Origin of the sequence: Pyxidicoccus fallax (assembly GCF_012933655.1) — a bacterium.
Taxonomy (GTDB): Bacteria; Myxococcota; Myxococcia; order Myxococcales; family Myxococcaceae; genus Myxococcus; species Myxococcus fallax.
The window spans coordinates 14,588-34,732 of sequence record NZ_JABBJJ010000013.1; the positions used below are offsets into that span (position 1 = coordinate 14,588).

General features: G+C 69.7%; 14 protein-coding genes. 8 read left to right on the forward strand and 6 right to left on the reverse strand.

Going from position 1 to position 20,145, the window contains the following annotated elements:
• Positions 1–5 precede the first annotated feature (5 nt).
• Positions 6–890: a glycoside hydrolase family 16 protein gene (locus HG543_RS04455; protein WP_169343394.1), complete on the forward strand. Its 885-nt coding sequence runs from the start codon at positions 6–8 to the stop codon at positions 888–890.
• Between the two features lie 73 nt (positions 891–963).
• On the opposite strand, the gene HG543_RS04460 is transcribed toward HG543_RS04455, so the two are convergent.
• Entirely contained in the window at positions 964–2,055 is a 1,092-nt protein-coding gene (locus tag HG543_RS04460; protein ID WP_171817822.1) for an alpha/beta hydrolase, read from the reverse strand.
• A 110-nt stretch (positions 2,056–2,165) separates the two neighbouring features.
• A complete protein-coding gene (locus tag HG543_RS04465; RefSeq protein WP_169343396.1) occupies positions 2,166–3,398 on the reverse strand; it encodes an MFS transporter in 1,233 nt (410 codons plus the stop codon).
• A 142-nt stretch (positions 3,399–3,540) separates the two neighbouring features.
• On the opposite strand from HG543_RS04465, the gene HG543_RS04470 reads away from it, so the two are divergent.
• Complete coding sequence (locus HG543_RS04470; protein WP_169343397.1) at positions 3,541–4,446, forward strand: LysR family transcriptional regulator; 906 nt, start codon at positions 3,541–3,543, stop codon at positions 4,444–4,446.
• A 144-nt stretch (positions 4,447–4,590) separates the two neighbouring features.
• Here HG543_RS04470 and HG543_RS04475 read toward each other — a convergent pair whose 3' ends face one another.
• Together HG543_RS04475 and HG543_RS04480 are read right to left on the reverse strand one after the other, a co-directional pair.
• Positions 4,591–6,051 (reverse strand): sigma-54-dependent transcriptional regulator, encoded by a 1,461-nt coding sequence (locus tag HG543_RS04475; protein ID WP_169343398.1) that lies wholly within the window; start codon positions 6,049–6,051, stop codon positions 4,591–4,593.
• Positions 6,048–7,583, reverse strand: a complete 1,536-nt coding sequence (locus tag HG543_RS04480; protein ID WP_246356749.1) for a HAMP domain-containing sensor histidine kinase — start codon at positions 7,581–7,583, stop codon at positions 6,048–6,050. The genes HG543_RS04475 and HG543_RS04480 overlap by 4 nt, the downstream gene beginning before the upstream one ends.
• A 195-nt stretch (positions 7,584–7,778) precedes the next feature.
• Here HG543_RS04480 and HG543_RS04485 point away from each other — a divergent pair, with 195 nt between their 5' ends.
• From HG543_RS04485 to HG543_RS04505, 5 genes are all read left to right on the forward strand, one after another.
• On the forward strand, positions 7,779–9,494 hold the full coding sequence (locus tag HG543_RS04485; protein WP_169343399.1) for a SulP family inorganic anion transporter: 1,716 nt from the start codon (positions 7,779–7,781) through the stop codon (positions 9,492–9,494).
• Between the two features lie 149 nt (positions 9,495–9,643).
• A complete protein-coding gene (gene dgcN, locus HG543_RS04490) occupies positions 9,644–10,660 on the forward strand; it encodes an N-acetyltransferase DgcN (RefSeq protein ID WP_169343400.1) in 1,017 nt (338 codons plus the stop codon).
• A 6-nt stretch (positions 10,661–10,666) separates the two neighbouring features.
• Complete coding sequence (gene dgcA, locus HG543_RS04495) at positions 10,667–11,650, forward strand: N-acetyl-D-Glu racemase DgcA (protein WP_169343401.1); 984 nt, start codon at positions 10,667–10,669, stop codon at positions 11,648–11,650.
• An 81-nt stretch (positions 11,651–11,731) separates the two neighbouring features.
• Positions 11,732–13,570, forward strand: a complete 1,839-nt coding sequence (locus HG543_RS04500) for a MutS-related protein (protein WP_169343402.1) — start codon at positions 11,732–11,734, stop codon at positions 13,568–13,570.
• Between the two features lie 122 nt (positions 13,571–13,692).
• The gene (locus HG543_RS04505; RefSeq protein ID WP_169343403.1) at positions 13,693–14,553 is read left to right on the forward strand and encodes a C-type lectin domain-containing protein; all 861 of its coding nucleotides are present in this window, start codon (positions 13,693–13,695) and stop codon (positions 14,551–14,553) included.
• Positions 14,554–14,626: 73 nt separating this feature from the next.
• On the opposite strand, the gene HG543_RS04510 is transcribed toward HG543_RS04505, so the two are convergent.
• Entirely contained in the window at positions 14,627–15,799 is a 1,173-nt protein-coding gene (locus tag HG543_RS04510) for a thiolase family protein (protein ID WP_169343404.1), read from the reverse strand.
• A 79-nt stretch (positions 15,800–15,878) separates the two neighbouring features.
• A complete protein-coding gene (locus HG543_RS04515) occupies positions 15,879–18,257 on the reverse strand; it encodes a 3-hydroxyacyl-CoA dehydrogenase/enoyl-CoA hydratase family protein (RefSeq protein WP_169343405.1) in 2,379 nt (792 codons plus the stop codon).
• A 128-nt stretch (positions 18,258–18,385) separates the two neighbouring features.
• Between HG543_RS04515 and HG543_RS04520 the strand changes: the two genes are divergently transcribed.
• On the forward strand, positions 18,386–20,140 hold the full coding sequence (locus HG543_RS04520; RefSeq protein WP_169343406.1) for a M1 family metallopeptidase: 1,755 nt from the start codon (positions 18,386–18,388) through the stop codon (positions 20,138–20,140).
• Positions 20,141–20,145 lie beyond the last annotated feature (5 nt).

The window sequence follows — 20,145 nt, forward strand, 5'->3', positions numbered from 1 at the left end:
ACGACATGAAGAAGTCAGGCTGGAGCTTTCCGTTGGGGTCGATTTCCGCGCTGCTCCTGAGCGTGCCCCCCCTGGCGGGGGCGGCACCGTTCACGGAGAACTGGGCGTCGTACCCGTCCCGCTACTTCTACAGCTACGGCGGAGCCGCGAATACGGCGTCGTCCGTCTCGCAGTCCGGAACGACGGACGGCCGGGCGCTGCGGCTCCAGCTGTCGGCCTATCCCGCTCCGGGTGTCGGGGGCGGCATCACGCAGGAGAGCTCGGCGCGCTACCAGTACGGGACGTTCACCACGCGGCTGAAGACGACGAACTGCGCGACGCAGCCGAACACGGGCATCGTCACGGGGTTCTTCACGTACTTCAACGACGGCGGCGACTACAACGGCAACGGCCTGCCCGATAACAGTGAGATCGACTTCGAGTGGCTGTGCGCCGAGCCCCAGGTCATCTACCTCACGATGTACACGGACTTCGGCCCGACGGCCCATCGCCGGGTCTCGCGCATCCTCAACCTGGCGACCGGCACCATCCTCTCCACCTGCTACTACGAGAGCTTCAGCGGAGCGTGCACGCCGCTGACGGGCAACGAGAACCTCCCCACGACGATTCCGGCGCTGGCGGGCTACAACTCCAGCACGGCGTATTACGAGTATGGCTTCACGTGGACGGCGAGCCGGGTGACGTGGTGGGTGGTCCACCCCACCACCGGCCAGCGCATCACCCTATGGGACTACCAGGGGCCGGCCTCGCGCATCCCCGCCAATCCCTCCCACTTCCTGACCAACACGTGGCACACGAACGACTGGACGCCGCCGAGCCGTCCGCTGGCGACGCAGCCGCCCAACTCGGCGCGGTATGCCTACGTGGACTGGACGGCCTACGTGCCCTGAGCCCGCGTCCCACGGACGAGCAGTGGGAGCGGCGCGCTCCCCTGCTTCTCCGCGGAGACCGGCGACGCTCGGGTCACTTCAGACTGTTCCGGAAGAACGTGGTCACCTTGTCGAAGGGAATGAGGTTGACGCGATCGTAGAGGTCCACGTGACCCGCGCCCGGCACGATGAGCAGCTCCTTGGGTTCAGCGGCAAGCCGATAGGCCTCGTCGCTGAACTCCCTGGAATGGGCATCCTCGCCCGTCATGAAGAGCATCGGACGAGGAGAGATCGTCTCGATGTCCGTGAACGGGTAGAAGTTCATGAACTTCGTGTTGCTGCTGAGCGTCGGATGCGTCGTGGTGTTCGGGTGATGACCCCTCGCGGTGCGGTAGAAGTCGTAGAACTCGCGCTCAATCGCGGTTGACGTGTCACTCAGCTCCTTGGGCGCCCCGCTCGTATACCGGGTTTCGCCACCCGCGAACTCCACATCGCGCTGCAGCGCTGCCTCCTCGATGATCTTCTTTCTCTGCTCGAGGGTCACCGAGTGCCTGAGCCCGTTGCGGTTGGCGGCGCCCATGTCGTACATGCTGACTGTCGCGAGGGCCTTGATGCGCGGATCGATCTTGGCCGCACTGATGGCGAAGCCCCCGCTGCCGCAAATTCCGATGGCGCCAATCCGCTCCCTGTCGACAAACGGCTGGGTGCGCAGGAAGTCCACCGCGGCGCTGAAGTCCTCGGCATAGATGTCCGGCGCGACGACATTGCGGGGTTGGCCGTCACTCTCGCCCCAGAAGGACAGGTCCAGGGACAGGGTGACGAATCCCTGCTCCGCCATCTTCGTGGCGTACAGGTTCGCGCTCTGCTCCTTGACCGCGCCCATGGGATGTCCGACGACGAGCGCCGGAGTCCTCGCGCCGCGCTCCAGGCCCTTGGGAACGAACAGGTTCCCCACGACATCCATCTTGTATTGGTTCTTGAAGCGGACCTTCTGAACGGTGACCTTGTCGCTCGTGTAGAAGTTGTCCGCACCGTTGCTCGTGTCCCCGGACGCGAGACCCGGCGTTGGACGTGCCACCGATGCCGCGGGCGATGCGCAGGCCACCAGCGCGGAGCATGAACCCAGCAGCAGTGCGCCGAACAAGGAACGCCGGTGGGTCGCGAGGGGCAGTTTCATCTTCTTCATCGTCTTCATCCTCATGGGTGTCGTTTGTGTCCAAGGGGTACCGCCCGGCTCCGCCGGGGGCTACGCGTCGAATGTGAACGGGCCGTTCAGCGCTCGTTGACGGTGGGCCTTCACGCCGCGCTCTTCAGCGACTCCATGCGGACCTCGGCCTCGCCAACGCGGGCCTCCCTCGACGCCCGGATGGCCAGGAGGGCCGCTCCCCCGAGCAGTGCGGCGCTCACCACGAACGTGCTCTGGTAGCCGCCACGGTCGAACAGCAGCCCTCCGAGCGAGGCGCCCACCGTGATGGCGAGCTGGATGGCCGCGACCATGAGGCCGCCGCCAGCCTCCGCGTCGCGCGGCAGCGTGCGGCTGAGCCACGTCCACCACGCGACCGGCGCCGCCGTGCCGATGAGTCCCCACCCCACGAGGAGGACGGCCGTTGCCGCGAGGGCCTGGCCGAAGACGACGAGCGCGACCGCGATGACGGCCATCGCCACCGGCGCGGCGATGAGCACCGCGGACAGCCGCCTGGCCACGAGGGACCCGATGAGAGACGTGCCCAGGAGCCCCGCGATGCCCATCCCCAACAGGATCAGCGAGAGGGTGGACACCCCGACCCGGGTGACCGTCTCCAGGAAGGGACGCAGGTACGTGAAGAGGGCGAACTGGCCCATGAAGAAGAACGTGACCGCCAGGATTCCCCACAGCGCCTTGGGGCGCCGAAGGAGGGCGAACGTGCTCGGAGGCGGAGCGGCGCGCTCCGTGGGCATGGGAGGCAGGGTGAAGAACTGCCATGCGAGGGTGATGACCGCGAGAGGAACGACCGCGAAGAACGCGCCACGCCACCCGATGTACTGGCCCAGGAAGCTGCCGAGCGGCGCCGCGATGGTGGTGGACAGCGCGTTGCCACCGTTCAGCAGGGCGAGCGCGCGCGGAACGTCTCTCTCGGGGACCAGCCGCATGACGGTGGCCGCCGACAACGACCAGAAGCCGCCGATGACGATGCCAATGAGCGCACGGCCCAGCATGAGCACGGTGAAGCTCGGCGCCAGGGCGGTCACCAGGCCCGAGACCAGCATCACGCCGGTGAGGCCGAGGAGCAGCTTCCGTCGGTCGACGGACCTGGCCGCGGACGCGATGAAGAGGCTCGTCAGCACGGCGAAGAGGCCGGACACGGCAATCGCCTGACCGGCGCGGCCTTCGCTCAGGTGGAGGTCCGACGCGATGGGCGTCAGGAGGCTCACCGGCATGAACTCGGACGCGATGAGCGTCGAGACGCACAGGGTGAGCGCGAATACGGCGCCCCATGACGCGGAGCGCGGGGCCGGCGCCATGGGCGAGCCGGCGAGTTGGATGGACATGCTTGGCCTTTCGTGGTGGCAAGTGCCCCGCGCGTCGTGCTCGCTGAAGCAGCAGGGCCCGGTGAAAGGACTACGAGGCGCGCCCTCCGAGGACTAGAGGCGGGGAGCGAACGGGCCGTTAAGCACGGGTTGATGGTGGCCAATGAAGACAATCCCCTTCCAGCAGCTCCACGTGTTCCTTGCCGTCGCGCGTCTCCAGAGCTTCCGTGGCGCGGCGCGCGAGCTCGGCGTCTCCACGGCCGCCGTGAGCCAGTCGGTTCGGCAGCTGGAGGAGCAGCTGAGCGTGGTCCTGCTCAACCGCACGTCGCGCAGCGTGGCCCTGACGGACGCGGGGCGGCGGCTGGTGGAGGAGGCCGGTCCGAGCCTTTCCCAGGTCGCTGCCGCCCTCCACGGGGCCTCGGCCCAGCCCGGTGAGGCCGTCGGACGGCTGAAGCTGTCCGTGCCGCGAGGGGCGGTGTCCCTCCTCATCGCGCCCGTGCTGCCCGCATTCCGGGCGCGATACCCCCGCGTGGAGGTGGACGTCGTCGTCGAACAGCGCCTCGTCGACATCGTCGCGGAGGGCTACGACGCCGGCGTGCGCCTGAGCGAGACCATCGAGCGCGACATGGTGCACGTGCGCCTGACGGACGCCTTCCGCTTCGTGGTGGTGGGTGCACCGGCCTACCTCGAGAAGCACGGCCTCCCAGAGCGCCCCGAGGACCTGCTCCGGCACGAATGCATCGTCCTGCGCACAGCGACGACCGGGACTCCCTATGCCTGGGAGCTGGAGCGCGGAAGCAGGACGTGGCGCATCCCGGTGCACGGCGGTATCGCCACCAACGACGAGATGACCGGCGTGGCGCTCGCCACCGAAGGGGTGGGGCTGGCGTACACCCTGGAACCAGCCATCCAGGAGCATCTGCGCTCCGGACGCCTCGTGCGGGTGCTGGAGGACTATGCGCCCACCGTGCCTGGCTTCTTCCTCTACTACCCCAGCCGCGCCCAGCGCTCGCAGCCCCTGCGCCTCTTCATCGAGGCAGCCAGGGAGCTGGCAGGCAGGACGGGCTGACGCCTTCTGCCGCGCGGCGTACCGAAAACGCTGCCGCGACGAGCACCTCTTCGACCGGCCGAAGCAGAGCCGCGGAGTGGCGACACACTCCGAGAAGCGCGCAGCCAACACCCTGGCGAGGGTTCACCTCGCTGCGGACACGCCCTACCGTCCCTGCTCCTTGAAGTCCGCGGCGGACAGCCCGTGCCGGCGCAGCAGCTCGTAGAAGTCGGTGCGGTTGCGTCCGGCCATGCGCGCCGCGGCGCTCACATTCCCTCCGCTGCGGCGCAGGGTCTCCACCAGGTAGCTGCGCTCGAAGGCATCCCGCGCTTCGCGGAGGGTGGGCAGCGGGGCCTCGTTCCCCTGCACCCGGAAGGTGAAGGGGGCGGGGCCGCCCTCCTCCGGCGCGGCCGTCTCCTCGCGAGGAGGCGGCTGCACGAGGTGGATCAGGTGCTCCGCGCGCAGCTCCTCCGAGGCCGCGAGCAGGACGGCGGCCTCCATGACGTTGAGCAGCTCGCGCACATTGCCCGGCCAGACATGGTCCCTCAGGAGCTGGAGGGCGTCCGCGCCCAGGCGAGGCACCCGCATTCCGTTCCGGGCCGCGGCGCGCTCCAGGAAGAGCTGGGCCAGCAGCGGGATGTCCTCCGAGCGCTCGCGCAAGGGCGGCATGGTGAGCGGCACCACGCACAGCCGGTAGTAGAGGTCCTCCCGAAAGCGCCGCACCTCCACCTCCTCGCGGAGGTCGCGGTTGGTGGCCGCCACCACCCGCACGTCCGCCTCCTCCTCGGTGTTCGAGCCCACCCGCGCGTAGCGCCGCTCCTGCAACACGCGCAGCAGCTTGACCTGCACGCTGGCCGGCGCCTCTCCCACCTCATCGAGGAAAAGTGTCCCTCCGCGAGCGGCGCCGAAGAGCCCCTCGCGCGACTGGGTGGCGCCGGTGAAGGCTCCCTTCACGTGGCCGAACAGCTCGCTCTCCAGCAGCTCCGGCGGCAGCGCCCCGCAGTTCACCGCGACGAAGGGCCCGTGCGCGCGGCGCGACAGCCCGTGCAGCAACCGCGCGGCGAGCTCCTTGCCCGTGCCCGACTCGCCGAGCACCAGCACCGTGGCATCCGAGGGCGCCACCCGGGCGATCTGCGAACGCACCTGCGTAATCGCGGGGCTGACGCCGAGGAGTCGCTCGCGAGGGGCGCCGGCGACGATGCGGCGCAGGTCATCCACCTCGCGCTGCAGCGTCGTGCGCTCGAGCGCGTGCACGAGCTTCTGCACCAGCTCGTGGTCCTGGAATGGCTTGGTGAGGAAGCCGTAGGCGCCTCGGCGCATGGCCTCCACCGCCGTCTCGATGGTGCCATGCGCGGTGAGGATGACCACCGGCAGCTCCGGGATGCACTCCCGCGCCTGGGCCAGCACCTCCAGCCCGTCCACGTCTCCCAGCCGCAAATCGAGCACCATCGCGTCGACCTCGCCGCGCGCCACCCGCGCGAGCGCCTGCTGGCCGGAGGGGACACTCGTCACCTGCATCCCGTGCGTCTCCAGGCGCAGCGAGATGAGCTCACACAGCTCGAGGTCGTCATCCACCACCAGCACCCGGTTGGCGGACGGAGAGGGAGTCTGGGAGGACGGGCTCATGCGGGACTCGACTCGGAGGAGGAGGAGGACAGGGAGGCGGGGGCCTCGGTGACGGGATGGACGGGCGCGGAGCGGCGAAGCGGGACCCAGAGCGCGAAGGAGGCTCCCGGTCCCGGCGTGTCGAGGTAGTCCACCTCACCGCCATGCGCGCGCATCATCTCGCGCGCCAGCGGCAGGCCCAGGCCGATGCCGGGCGAGGTGTCCCTGCCCACGGGCGAGGTGAAGAAGTGGTCGAAGAGGCGGTCTCTCACCTCGGGCCGGACACCCGGGCCCTCATCGCTCACCACCACGCGCGCCCAGGTGCCGGCGTCCGTGTGGCCGGGTGGCCCCGCCTGGGTGACGGTGCGCACCATCCGGATCCGCTGCCCCGGCGCGGAGACGCGGATGGCGTTGCCCAGGAGGTTGGCCACCGCGCGCTCGATGACGGCCGCGTCGAGCGAGTCGGGGGCCAGCGCCCCCTGCGTCTCGAACTCCAGCCGCACGCCGGCCTCTTCGGCCTCGAAGCGCATGGCCTCCATCGCCTTGAGGAGCACGTCATCCAGCAGACAACCCGCCTCGCGCCGCAGTGTCTTGCCCGACTTCACGCGGGACATGTCGAGCAGCGCGGAGACGATGCGGATCTCGCGCTCACAGGCGCTGCGGGCCACGTCCACCACCCGCCGCTGCTGCGCGCTGAGCGGGCCGGTGGTGCCGTCCGCCAGCAGCCCGAGCGCGGCCCGCAGCCGCGTGAGGGGCGTGCGCAGGTCATGTGACACGGAGGCAACGAAGGCGTCCTTGAGCTGATCGATTTCCGCCAGCCGCGCGCGCATCCGCTCCAGCTCGTGGGCCAGCTCCTGCACCTCGAGCGGCCCTCCCACCGGAGTGATGGGCCTGGAGGTGCCCTGCCCCACCTGCTGGGCCTGCGTGGCGAGCAGCTCCAGCGGTCGCGTCACGCTGCGCGCCATCCACCGCGCCACACCCCAGGCGGCGAGCACCGCCAGGACGCCGAAGACGAGCCCCACGCGAATCGCGGTGGCGCCAATGGCATAGGCCTGTCCCTCGCGTTCGAGCACCACGCCGTGCAGCGAGTGGACCATGGCAATCCAGGCATCCGTGAGGTTCTCGTCCCACGTGAGCCGCTTCTCACGCAACGCGGGGTCGAACAGTCGGGCGCATGTGTCCCCGTCGCTCACGTGCCGGGCATACGCGCGGTAGTTCTCCGCCGTACTCCGGGTGCTCGACTGGATGGCGTCTCCATGCTCGGCCAGCAGCGCCTCCAGCCGCTGCAAGGGCGCCTTCATGGTGGCGGCCGCCGTGGCTCCAGATGTCGGGTCGCGCTCACACGCCAGGATGGCGCGCCGGGCGGCGACCTCGATGCTCCAGGCGGCCTGGTGGACGGCCTCCTCCTCCTGCACTGTCGCGAAGTGCTCTTCGCGAATCTCCGTGAGAAGGGCGGTCATCCGGACCAGGGCCACCACGGAGAACGCGGCGGCGCCGAGGAGCACGACGGTGAGCAGGGCATGGGAGATGAGCAGACGCTGAACGAGGCGCATGTCGTGTGCGGGCTCCTAACGTGTACCCGTCTCACGTGCACGCGAGAGTGTGCCGGGTCGCACGCTCACCAGACACGGCGTCGGCTGGAGCTGACAGGTGTCGGCCGAACCCCGCAACATGAGTGTCGGTTCAGGCCGACAGCGCGGAACACCGTCCGTGTGAAAGCGACGCGGCATGGAGCGTGAAGAGGGCGCATGCCCATCATGCTCGAACATCATCCGATTGGAGCCGCGGAGCGCCTGCGCTTTTTGGTGGGGGACTGGAAGCAGATGGTTTCGTCCCGGACGCTCGGGCCGGACCTGTCCAGTGCGCTCACGGTCGCGTGCGTGGCACTGCCGCTGAATCTCGCGCTCGCGGTGGCCTCGGGGCTGCCGGCCAGCGTGGGTCTCATCAGTGGAGCGATTGCCGGCGTCGTGGCGGGGATGTTGGGAGGTGCACGCCTGCAGGTGACGGGGCCCGAGGCGGCGCTGGTGCCCATCGTGCTCCTCCTGGTCCAGCGCCACGGCATCGGAGGCATGGTGGTGGCCACGCTGCTGTGTGGCCTCCTCCAGATACTGCTCGGCGTGCTGCGCGTGGGACGGCTCGCGAAGCTGCTGCCCGCGCCGGTGGTGCGTGGCTTCATGGCGGGCATCGGACTCATCCTCCTCAACAGCCAGCTGCCCCGGCTGTTGGGACTGGAGACGTCCGGCACGTTCTCCTCCGTGCTCAGCCAGGGAGGAGCGCTGGGCGTGCACGCGGGAGGACTCGCCCTCGGCGTGCTGGTGATGGCGTGCATGGTGGGGCTGCCCCGGCTGCACAAGCGGATTCCCGCGGTGCTGGTGGGGCTCGTGGTGGCCTCGGCGCTGGGCGCGCTGCTGGGCCCCGAGCTGGCGCGCGTGGGAAGCCTGCCTCCGGGTCTGCCTCCGCCCCGCCTCCCCTCGCTGGAAGGCATCGACTGGAGCGCGCTGCTTCCCGACGCGTTCTCGCTCGCGCTCCTCGCGTCGCTGGGCTCGTTGATGTCGGCCAGCGCCATCGACCAGCTTCCGGCCGCGGGGAATCACCGGACCGACCATGACCAGGAGCTGATGGCGCAGGGCATGGCCAACCTCGCGTCCTCGCTCTTCGGCGGGATGCCGGTGATGGGTGCCATCGTCCGCTCCTCGGTGTCCATCCAGGCGGGAGCCCGCACCCGCGCGGCGGCGGTGCTGCATGCGCTCCTGCTGCTCGGCGTGTGTCTGGTGGCCGGGCCGCTCGTCGCGCGCGTGCCCATCGCCGCGCTCGCCGGCATCCTCGTCGTCGTGGGCGTGCGGCTGCTGGACGTGCCGGGCGCGCGGGCCCTCTGGGCGAAGGAGCCCGCCCAGGTGGCGGTGGTCGTGGTGACCGCGTCCGTCATCGCCTCGGTGGACCTGCTGCTCGGACTGGGCGCGGGCGTGGCGCTGTCCATCGCGTTGGTGCTGATGAATCGACCGCGCACCGAGTCCCAGGTACGCACCCTGCGCCTGGATGGACGTCCCTTCTTCCGAAGCCTGGGCGCGGCGGCCGCGGGTCAGGACGACCAGCCGCCCATCCAGCGCATCCGCATCACCGGGCCGCTCGACTTCCTCTCCCCGGGCATCCTCAACGCCACACTCACGCGGAAGCCCTTCCCGCGCTACCTCGTGCTCGACCTGTCCGCGGTGCCCTACATGGACGCGACGGGGCTCAAGGCGGTGCTGGACCTCCGGGACTGCCTCGGCGTGCGTGGAGGCGTGCTCGTCGTCGTTGCCCGGGGCGAGGTGGCCCGCCTGCTCGAACAGGGAGGGCTGCCGCGAAGCACGCCGCTGGCCAGCCTGGTGCCCTCGTATGACGAGGCGCTCGAACAGGTCGCCCGGACGCACAAGGCCCTGCCCTCCTCGTACGCGCCCCAGGAGCCACCGCCGATGGGGGCCTGAGCCAGCGCCGTGTCCTGCCTCGGCGCATCATTCCGATGTGTTCGCCGGAACATCGGCCGTGGGCGTCGAGAAGCGACCTTGCCCGGATTCCAGGAGCGTGCTGAAAAGCCCGCCCCACAGGCCCCGGGCATGGGGGCGCGGAGGTCACGGTGGAGATCGAGAAGCCCTACCTGCTGTTCCTGGGTGACGTTCCCGACCAGCTCGCCGCGAAGACGGCGCACGGCATCGTCGACTGGCGGCCCGACTGGTGCGTCGGGCAGCTGCGGCTGCCGGGCTGCAAGGCCGACTGCGGGCTGCCGGACCTGGACATCGCGCAGGCGAAGGCGAAGGGCGCCAGGACGCTCATCGTGGGCGTGGCCAACGCGGGCGGCGTGCTGCCGGAGCACTGGATTGGGAAGCTGGTGGAGGCGCTCGACGCGGGGATGGACGTGGCCACCGGCCTGCACAAGCGGCTGTCGTCCTTCCCCGCCATCGCCGAGGCCGCCGCGCGCAACGGCCGCAAGCTGCACGACGTGCGCCTCCCGAGCATGGACTTCGCCACGGGCAAGGGCACGAAGCGCCCGGGCCTGCGGCTGTTGACGGTGGGCACGGACTGCTCGGTGGGCAAGAAGTACACGGTGCTCGCGCTGGAGAAGGAGATGCGCGCGCGGGGCCTCAAGGCGGACTTCCGCGCCACCGGCCAGACGGGCATCTTCATCTCCGGGCGCGGCGTGGCCATCGACGCCGTGGTGTCGGACTTCGTCGCCGGTGCCGCCGAGTGGCTCACCCCCGCCAACGACGCGGACCACTGGGACCTCGTGGAGGGCCAGGGCTCGCTCTTCCACCCGTCCTTCGCGGGCGTCACCCTGGGGCTGCTCCACGGCGCGCAGCCGGATGCCTTCATCGTCTGCCACGAGCCCACGCGCACGAAGATGCGCGGCGTGCAGCATCCCCTCCCCTCCATCCAGGCCGTCATCGACCGCACGATTCTGGAGGGCCAGCTCACCAACCCGCGCATCCAGTGCACGGGCCTCGCCATCAACACCGAGCACCTGGACGAAAAGGAAGCCCTCGCGCTGCTGGAGCGCACCGGCCGAGAGCACGGACTGCCCTGCGTGGACCCCATCCGCACCGGCGTCGGCCCGCTGGTCGACGAGCTGATGCGCCGCTTCCCCGCGGGCGGGTGAGGGTCCATGCGCAAGCTCACCGTCAAACACGAGAGCTGGCCCATCGCGGGGAAGTTCACCATCTCCCGGGGCTCGAAGACGTCCGCCGAGGTCGTGGTCGTCACGCTGGAGGAGGACGGCGCGAAGGGGCACGGTGAGTGCGTCCCCTACGCGCGCTATGGCGAGACGCTGGAGGGCGTCATCGCCGCGCTGGAGGCCGCGCGCCCGCGAATCGAGGCCGGGCTGGGACGTGATGGCGTGGCGGAGGTGCTCGCGCCGAAGGCGGCTCGCAACGCGCTGGACTGCGCGCTGTGGGACCTGGAGGCGAAGCGAAGCGGCCAGCCCGTGTGGAAGCTGCTGGGGATGTCCGAGCCGAAGCCGCTCGTCACCGCGTACACGCTGAGCCTCGACACGACCGAGGCGATGCGGCAGGCCGCCGAGAAGGCCGCGCACCGGCCGCTGCTCAAGGTGAAGCTGGGACGCGGCATGGAGGACATCGAGCGGCTGCGCGCCATCCGCGCGGGGGCTCCGGCCAGCCGCCTCATCGTGGACGCCAACGAGGGGTGGAAGCCGGAGGAGCTGCCCGCCCTGCTCGACACCTGCGCGGAGCTGGGCGTGGTGATGGTGGAGCAGCCCCTTCCGGCCGGCAATGACGAGGCGCTGCGGGGGATGCGGCGGGCCGTGCCGGTGTGCGCCGACGAGTCCGCGCATGACCGCCACGGGCTGGGGACGCTGCTGGGGCGGTACGACGCCATCAACATCAAACTGGACAAGACGGGGGGGCTGACGGAGGCGCTGGCCCTGGCCGGAGCGGCGCGGGCGGAGGGGCTCCAGCTGATGGTGGGCTGCATGGTGGCCACCTCGCTGGCCATGGCGCCCGCGATGCTGGTGGCCGAGGAGGCGGCGGTGGTGGACCTGGACGGGCCGTTGCTGCTCGCGAAGGACCGGGAGCCCGGCATCCGCTTCGAGGGGAGCACGATGTACTGGCCCCCTCGGGAGCTGTGGGGCTGACGGGCTTCGTCCTTTCCGTGTCACGGGGCTGAAGGTGCCGCTTGCCCTGGGCGCCGTGCGCGCACAGCATGGACGGCCATCGTGTCCGCCCCTTCCGAGAGCCCCTCCCCCCACCGCACGTACACCGAACGCCGCGCCGCCGCGCAAGCGGACCTGTCCGCGCTGGACCGTGTGAGCGCCCGCTACGCCAACCTGCGCACCCTGGCCTTCCTGGCCGCGCTGGGCATCGCGGGCTTCACCTTCGTGGGACGGCTGCCGAAGGTGTGGTGGTGGGGCGCGGCGGCGGTGATGGGGGTGTACGGGCTGCTCGCCGTCCTGCACCACCAGGTCTTCCTCCGGGAGGCCCGGGCGAAGCTGTACATCCTGCTCAATGACCGCGGGCTCGCCCGGCTCGGGCGCGGCTGGCACGAGTTCACCGAACGGGGGGAGCGCTTCCTCAACGGAAGCCACCTGTACACCCCGGACCTGGACGTATTCGGCCAGGGCAGCCTCTTCCAGCTCATGAACGAGACGGCCACGCGCGCGGGCGAGGAGCGGCTGGCGGCGTGGCTGTCCGCGCCGGCGAGCGCGGCGGAGGTGGAGGCTCGGCAGGGCGCGGCGCGCGAGCTGGCCCCGCGCGTGGACTTCCGGCAGGACCTCTGCGTGGACGCGCGGGTGGTGGCCCGGGAGAAGGCGGACCCGGCGCTGTTCATCCAGTGGGCGGAGGCGGGGCCGTCGCTGAACGCCATCCGCTGGGCGCGGCCGGTGGCGGTGGTGCTGCCGCTGGTGACGCTGGCGGTGTACATCCTGGAAGAGACGGGCGTGCTCCCGGACGGGTCGGTCTGGGCGGGGCTCGCGGCGCAGCTCGCGGTGGCCGTCATCACCCGGCGCACGTTGCAGGCGATGGACCGGGGCGTGGAGGCGGGCGAGCGCGGCTTCGTGCGCTATGCGCCCCTCTTCGAGCGCGTGGAGAGCCAGAAGTTCGAGCACCCGCTGCTGCGGCAGCTCCAGTCCGGGCTGCAGCGGCCGGGCGAGAAGCCCGTGTCGGCGCACTTCGCGCGCTTCAGCCGGCTGTTCTCCTTCATCGAGTTCAAGCGGCACCAGTTCCACCCCATCGTGCACTGGCTCACGCTGTGGGACATCCACGCGCTGTTCGCGCTGGAGCGCTGGCGCGAGGCGCACGGGAAGGATGCGCGGCGCTGGTTCGAGGCGCTCGCGGAGCTAGAGGCGCTGTCGTGCGTGGCGGGGCTGGCGCATGACCGGCCGGAGTTCGCGTGGCCGGAGCTGGAGGCGCAGGGCCCGCGCGTGGAGGCGACGGTGCTGGGGCATCCGCTGCTGGACGCGCCGGTGCCCAACGACGTGTCACTGCCCGGGCCGAAGCATGCGCTGCTCATCACCGGGTCCAACATGAGCGGCAAGACGACGCTGATGCGGGCGCTGGGCTGCAACGTGGTGCTGGCGCTGGCGGGAGCGCCGGTGTGCGCGCGGAGCTTCCGGCTGTCGCCGATGCAGGTGCTCACGAGCATGCGGGTGAAGGACTCGCTGGAGCGCGGGGTGTCGTACTTCTACGCGGAGGTGCAGCGCATCAAGGCGGTGCTGGATGCGGCCCAGGCGGCGAAGGGACAGGCGCTGTTCCTGCTCGACGAAATCCTGCTGGGGACGAACACGCGCGAGCGGCAGATTGCCTCGCGCGAGGTGCTGCGGCTGTTGCTGGGTACGGGAGCGTGTGGCGCGGTGACGACGCACGACCTGTCGCTCGCGGTGCTCGCGGACGAGCCCGGTGCGCATGTGGTCAACGTCCACTTCCGGGACCACCTGGAGGACGGGAAGATGGTGTTCGATTACAAGCTGCGCCAGGGCGTGGTGGATACGACGAATGCCTTGCGCGTGCTGCGGCTGGCCGGAGTGCCGGTGGATGACCCCGAGGCGGCGGCAGGGTAACGGAGTGAGCGGCTTCACGGGTTTGGTGTGAGCCGGTGCACAGAGCCGCGCCGCGCGCATCGGTACGGTGTGTCCCATCGACGGCGCCGATCCACGGCGCGTCGAACTCCGGAACACACCCCATGACGCAGTCGTCCTTGAAGAAGTCCCTCTCCCTGATGAGCCTCCTCGCCCTGACCGGTGCCCCTCTCGTGGGCTGCGACGGGCAGTCGTTGGAGGCCGGGGTCGGAACGGAGTCCCAGCTCGGCACCACCGAGCAGGCCGTCAGCTACGGCGGCAGTGACTACCTCTTCGTCACCACTCCCAAGACGTGGCACGTGGCGCGCACGCACTGCCAGATGCTGGGCTACGACCTGGTCACCATCAACGATCGCAACGAGGAGGACTTCCTGGAGGTCCAGGAGAAGGCGCGGGGCATGAAGAACGTGTGGACGGCCCTCAACGACCTGGGCTCCGAGGGGAGTTTCAAGGGGCCCCAGGGGGAGCCTGCCTCGTACTTCAACTGGCATCCCGGCGAGCCCAGCAATGCCAATGGCATCGAACACTGCGTGACCGACCGCTTCCACTACTCCACGACCATCGCCAGCGAGCAGTGGAACGACGACAACTGCGACACGCCATTCCCTTTCATCTGCGAGCGCCCGGCGGAGTCCACGACCAACCGTGGCAGCTTCCCCTTCGCCGTCCAGAGCACCGCCGACGCCACCACCAACACCGCGAACCGTCAGCTCAGCCTGGTCGCGGGCCAGCTCTTCACCGCGGGCACCTGTGGGCTGCATGGCGCTTCGGGCAACAAGGGCGATACGTACCTGCGTCTGTTCAACGCGGCCGGGCAGGAAGTCGCCAGCAATGACGACGCGGAGGGCCCGTGCGGATTCCTGTCCAACTTCTCCATCGTCATCCCGGCGACGGGGACGTACACCCTGCGCGCCGGGTGCTTCGCGCACAAGGCCTGCTCCGGGACGGTGGCCTACAACTACTGAGCGCCGCCCCAAATGAAACGGGCCCCGGGAAGTCTCCCCGGGGCCCGCTGTCACTTCACGGTGTCACCGCTGGCTACTTCGCCGCCTCGATGAGGCACGCGAAGCCCATGCCGCCGCCGATGCACATGGTGACGACGCCGTAGCGGCCGTTGCGGCGCTTCAGCTCGCGCAGAATCGTGGCCACCATGCGCGCGCCGGACACGCCCAGCGGGTGACCCAGGGCGATGGCGCCGCCGTTCGGGTTCGCCTTGTCCAGGGGGATGCCCAGCTCGCGGATGCAGTGCAGCGCCTGCGCGCCGAAGGCCTCGTTCAGCTCGAAGACGTCGATGTCCTTCACCTCGAGCTTGTGCTTCGCCAGCAGCTTGCGCACCGCGGGCACCGGGCCGATGCCCATGACCTCGGGGGGCACGCCCACCACCGCGGAGTCGATGAAGTAGCCCAGCGGCTTCACGCCGAGCTGCTTCGCCTTCTCCTCGCTCATCAGCACCGCCGCCGCCGCGCCGTCCGTCAGCGGCGACGCGTTACCCGCCGTCACCACGCCCTTCTGGTTGAACGCCGGCCGCAGCTTCGCCAGGCCCTCCAGCGTGGTGTCCGGACGGAGGATGGTGTCCACCGTCACCGTCACCGTCTTCGCCGTACCGTCCTCCTCGTAGTACGTCGTGGTGACGGGGACGATCTCCTCCTGGAACTTGCCCGTCTCGCGCGCGGTGGCCGCCTTGCGCTGGCTCTCGTAGGCGAACTTGTCCGCGTCCTCACGGCTGACGCTGTAGCGCGAGGCGATGTTCTCCGCCGTGGCGCCCATGGAGGTGTAGACCTCCGGCAGCTTCGCCATGATTTCCGGGTGCGCGCTGGGCTTGTTGCCGCCCATGGGCACCATCGTCATCGACTCCGTGCCGCCGCCGATGCCGACCTCGATCGTGCCCGTCTGGATGGCCTGGGCAATCTGGGCAATCGACTGCGAACCGGACGAGCAGAAGCGGTTGATGGTCATCGCCGCCGTCGTCACCGGCAGGCCCGCCAGCAGGGCGGCCTGACGGGCGACGTTCATGCCCTGCTCCGCCTCCGGCATGGCACAGCCGAGGATGACGTCTTCCACCTGCTCCGGCTTCAGGCCCGGCACCTGCGCCACGGCCTCCTTGATGGCCACGGCGGCCAGCGTCTCGGGCCGCGTGTCCTTGAACTCTCCCTTGTGCGCGCGGGTGAAGGGCGTGCGCACGGCGCTGGCAATCACGACTCGACCAGGCATCTTGGATATCTCCTCGCCCGGGGAGCACCCGGGCAGTCAGCGAAATTCGATTCAGTGGTCAATGGATACCGGCCGGCCGTCAGTTCCGCAGCGGCTTGCCCTTCTCGATCATGTGCTGCAGGCGATCCTGGGTCTTCTCCTCGCCGCACAGGCTCAGGAAGGCCTCCGCCTCCAGCTCCAGCAGCCGCTCCTCGGTGACGAGGACGGACGGGCTGGTGTCGCCGCCGGTCAGCACGCGCACGAGCTTCTGGGCAATCTTGCGGTCGTGGGCGCTCACCTGTCCGTTGAGCTCCATGTCGTAGAGCATCATGTCGAACGTGGCCGCGGCGCTGGGCCCCGGCAGACGGAAGCGCGTGGGACGCGGCGGCTTGAAGCCCGCGTTGGCCATGCCCAGCACGCGCGCCTTCGCGTCCGACAGGAGGAAGTCGCGGTTGGAGGTGATGCCGTCCTGCAGCGACAGGAAGCCGGCCTCGCGGGCCTCCTCGGCGCTGGTGGACACCTTCGCCATGCCGATGTTGAGGAAGACCTTCTTGAGGAAAGCCATCGCGTCGAAGTCCTTGTCCGCCGCGAAGGGCCCGAACACGTTGCGCAGCAGCTGCAGGTTGCCGCCGCCGCCCGGGATGAGGCCCACGCCCACTTCCACCAGGCCCATGTACAGCTCGGAGTTGGCCTGGACGGCGTTGCCGCTCATCGTCACCTCGGCGCCGCCGCCCAGGGTGAGGTTGAAGGGCGCCGTCACCACCGGCACCGGGCTGTAGCGCATGCGCTGGAGCGTGGACTGGAGCGTGCGCACCTGCTGGCGGATGCCCTCGAACTCGCCGCTCTTGGCCGCCCACAGCAGCGCCACGATGTTGGCGCCCGCGGAGAAGTTCGCCCCGTCGTTGCCGATGACCAGGCCCTTGAAGTTCTTCTCCGTCTCGTCCAGCGCCTTGCCCATCATCTCGATGATCTGGTCATCGAGCGAGTTCATCTTGCTGTGGAACTCGAGCAGCGTGACGCCGTCGCCCATGTCCCACAGGCTCGCGGAGTCGTTGCCGTCGATCTTCTTGTCGCCGCGCTTGAGGTACTCCACGCGCTGGGTGCGCGCGTTCTCCTGCACGACCTTCGCGGACTTCGAGGGGATGTCCCAGTAGGTGTCCTTGCCGTTCTCCACGCCGTAGAAGGACGTGCGGCCGGCGGCCAGCATCTCCTCCACCCACGCGGCCGGCTTCAGGCCCAGCTCCTTCATCCGCTCCACGCCCTTCTTCACGCCGTAGGCGTCCCACGCCTGGAAGGGCCCGAGGTCCCACGCGTAGCCCCAGCGCATGGCGCGGTCCACGTTGACCACGTCGTCGGCGATCTCCGGGATGCGCCGGCTGGTGTAGGCCATGACGTCCAGCGAGATGCGCTCGGCGAACTTCGCGGCCTTGTCCTGGCCGTTGAGCACCACGGCGACGCGCTCGCGCACGTCCTCGACTTCCTTCGCGGCGCCCAGCGACTCGAAGCGCACCTTGTTCTGGGCGCGGTACTGCAGGGTGCTCAGGTCGAGGACCTGGATGTCCTTGCCGACCTTCTTGTAGAAGCCGCCGCCGCTCTTGTCGCCCAGCATCCCCTTCTTCACCATCTCGTGGATGAAGTCGGGCATGCGGAACGCCTCACGCTCCTCGTCCTGGGTGAGCGTGTCGTAACAGTTCTTCGCCACGTGGACGAAGGTGTCCAGGCCGACGATGTCCGTGGTGCGGAACACGGCGGACTTGGGACGGCCGAGCGGCGGACCGAAGACCTTGTCCACCTCTTCAATCGTCAGCTCCGCCGCGCCCATGCCGGCGATGGTCTTCATCATCCCGTACGTGCCGATGCGGTTGGCGATGAAGTTGGTGGTGTCCTTGCCGTAGACGATGCCCTTGCCGAGCACCTCCTCGCCAAAGCGGTGCAGCGTCTTCAGCACCTCGGGGGAGGTCTCCTTGCCGGCCACCAGCTCCAGGAGCTTCATGTAGCGGACCGGGTTGAAGAAGTGCGTGACGAGGAAGTTCTTCTTGAAGTCCGCGCCGCGGCCCTCGGTCATGCCCACAATCGACATGCCGGAGGTGTTGGAGGAGACGATGGTGCCCGGGCGGATGTGCTTCTCGACGCGCGCGAAGAGGGCCTGCTTGACGGCGAGGTCCTCCTTCACCACCTCCACCACCCAGTCGCACTCCTCGATGCGGGCCAGGTCGTCATCGAAGTTGCCCACCTCGATGTTGGCGAAGACCTGCTCGGAGACGATGGGGCTGGGCTTCTGCTTGCGCATGTTGGCCAGCGCGCCCGCGGCGAACTTGTTGCGGAAGGCCTTGGACGAGGTGTCCTCGCCGGGGTTCGCCTTGGGGGGAACGATGTCCAGGAGGAGCGCGCGCACGCCCGAGTTGGCCAGGTGCGCGGCGATGCCGCTGCCCATGACTCCGGCGCCCAGCACAGCCACTTTGCGGATCCGCGTCGTCATCTTGAAAGGCTCCCTATGTGGGAAGGAGAGGACTGCACAAATGTAGGCGATTGACTCGAAAGTCAATCGAATCAGATGGCCGTATGACTCGCCATGGGGTCGTGACACCGACTACAAACCGGACCCCCATGGCGCGCCTCGACCCACACTCGTACAACGACAGCACGCAGCCCGAGACGGAAACCCTGGACTGGAAGGCCCGCGTCGATTTCCGGACGCAGCGCCTGCACGCGGAGGCCACGCTCACGCTGAAGGAGGCCTCCGCCGGTCCGCTGGATTTGGACACGCGGGATTTGGAGATTCGCGGGGTTGTGGACCCGCGGGGTCGCCCCTTGCCCTACATGCTGTCGCCACCGGAGCCGATTCTGGGCAGCCGGCTGCGGGTGGAGCTGCCGCCCGGGCTGAAGCAGCTGACCGTGCGCTACCGGACGTCACCGGGGGCGAGCGCCCTCCAGTGGCTGACACCCTCGCAGACGGCCGGGGGGCAGCACCCCTTCCTGTACAGCCAGTGCCAGGCCATCCACGCGCGCAGCGTGGTGCCGCTGCAGGACACGCCGCGCATCCGCATCCGCTACCGGGCGTCGCTGCGGGTGCCCAAGGCGCTGAAGGCGGTGATGGCGGCCAGCTTCGTGCGCCGCGAGGAGCTGGGCGTGGAGGCGGAGGAGCACTACGAGATGCCGCAGCCGGTGCCTCCGTACCTGCTGGCCTTCGCGGTGGGCAGCCTCGCGCCGAAGGAGCTGGGCCCGCGCTCGCGCGTGTGGGCGGAGCCGGAGCTCCTGGAGGAGGCGGCGGACGAGTTCTCCGGCGTGGACGACATGCTGCGCGCCGCGGAGGCGCTCTTCGGGCCGTACGACTGGGAGCGCTTCGATTTGCTCACCATGCCGCCCTCCTTCCCGTACGGCGGCATGGAGAACCCGCGCCTCACCTTCCTCACGCCCACGCTCATCGCGGGGGACAAGAGCCTCGTCAACGTGGTGGCGCACGAGCTGGCGCACTCGTGGACGGGGAACCTGGTGACGAACGCGTCCGCGGAGCACTTCTGGCTCAACGAGGGCTTCACCGTCTTCGCCGAGCGCCGCATCCTGGAGGCGCTGGCGGGGCCGGAAGTCTCGGCGCTGCACGCGGCGCTGGGGCGGCGCTCGCTGGAGGAGGCGCTGCACCACTTCCGCGCGCACCCCAACCTCACGGCCCTGCGCACGCATCTGGCGGGCGTGGACCCGGACGAGGCCTTCTCGCAGATTCCGTACGAGAAGGGCTACCTGCTCCTGCGCGCCATGGAGGACGCCGCGGGGCGCCCCGCCTTCGACGAGTTCCTCCGCCGCTACCTCGCCACGTACCGCTTCCGCGCGCTCACCACCGAGGAGTTCGTCGCCTTCGCGGACCGGGAGTTGCCGGGGGTGCTGGCGAAGGTGGACGCGGACGCGTACCTGAACAAGCCGGGCGTGCCGCCGGGAGCGCCCTCACCGCGCTCGGCGCGGCTGGAGGCGCTGGTGCGCGTGCGCGGCGTGGTGCCCACCGCGGACATGGTGAAGGACTGGACGCCCACCGAGTGGCAGCTCTACCTGGAGTGGCTGCCGTCGGACACGCTGCGGGACACCTTCCGGATGCTGGACGAGCACTTCAGCCTCACGAAGAGCCGCAACTCGGAGGTGCTGGTGTCCTGGCTGGTGGCGGCGCTGCGCGGAGGCTGGGAGCCCGCCGTGGCGCGCACCGAGTCCTTCCTCTCCGAGGTGGGCCGGATGAAGTACCTCAAGCCGCTGTACGGCGTGCTCTCCACGTCGCGCGAGTACCGCGGGCTGGCGCGCGCGCTCTTCAAGAAGAACGCGGAGCGCTACCACCCCATTGCCCGGCAGGGCGTGGAGCTCATCCTCTCCCGCGCCTGAAGCGG

Bases quoted from the DNA above. Each gene is read 5' to 3' on its own strand.
- HG543_RS04515 (WP_169343405.1), bottom strand. From the start codon at position 18,257: ATGACGACGCGGATCCGCAAAGTGGCTGTGCTGGGCGCCGGAGTCATG.
- HG543_RS04460 (WP_171817822.1), bottom strand. From the start codon at position 2,055: ATGAAGAAGATGAAACTGCCCCTCGCGACCCACCGGCGTTCCTTGTTC.
- HG543_RS04455 (WP_169343394.1), top strand. From the start codon at position 6: ATGAAGAAGTCAGGCTGGAGCTTTCCGTTGGGGTCGATTTCCGCGCTG.
- HG543_RS04465 (WP_169343396.1), bottom strand. From the start codon at position 3,398: ATGTCCATCCAACTCGCCGGCTCGCCCATGGCGCCGGCCCCGCGCTCC.
- HG543_RS04520 (WP_169343406.1), top strand. From the start codon at position 18,386: ATGGCGCGCCTCGACCCACACTCGTACAACGACAGCACGCAGCCCGAG.
- HG543_RS04485 (WP_169343399.1), top strand. From the start codon at position 7,779: ATGCCCATCATGCTCGAACATCATCCGATTGGAGCCGCGGAGCGCCTG.
- HG543_RS04510 (WP_169343404.1), bottom strand. From the start codon at position 15,799: ATGCCTGGTCGAGTCGTGATTGCCAGCGCCGTGCGCACGCCCTTCACC.
- dgcA (WP_169343401.1), top strand. From the start codon at position 10,667: ATGCGCAAGCTCACCGTCAAACACGAGAGCTGGCCCATCGCGGGGAAG.
- HG543_RS04475 (WP_169343398.1), bottom strand. From the start codon at position 6,051: ATGAGCCCGTCCTCCCAGACTCCCTCTCCGTCCGCCAACCGGGTGCTG.
- HG543_RS04470 (WP_169343397.1), top strand. From the start codon at position 3,541: ATGAAGACAATCCCCTTCCAGCAGCTCCACGTGTTCCTTGCCGTCGCG.
- HG543_RS04505 (WP_169343403.1), top strand. From the start codon at position 13,693: ATGACGCAGTCGTCCTTGAAGAAGTCCCTCTCCCTGATGAGCCTCCTC.
- HG543_RS04480 (WP_246356749.1), bottom strand. From the start codon at position 7,583: ATGCGCCTCGTTCAGCGTCTGCTCATCTCCCATGCCCTGCTCACCGTC.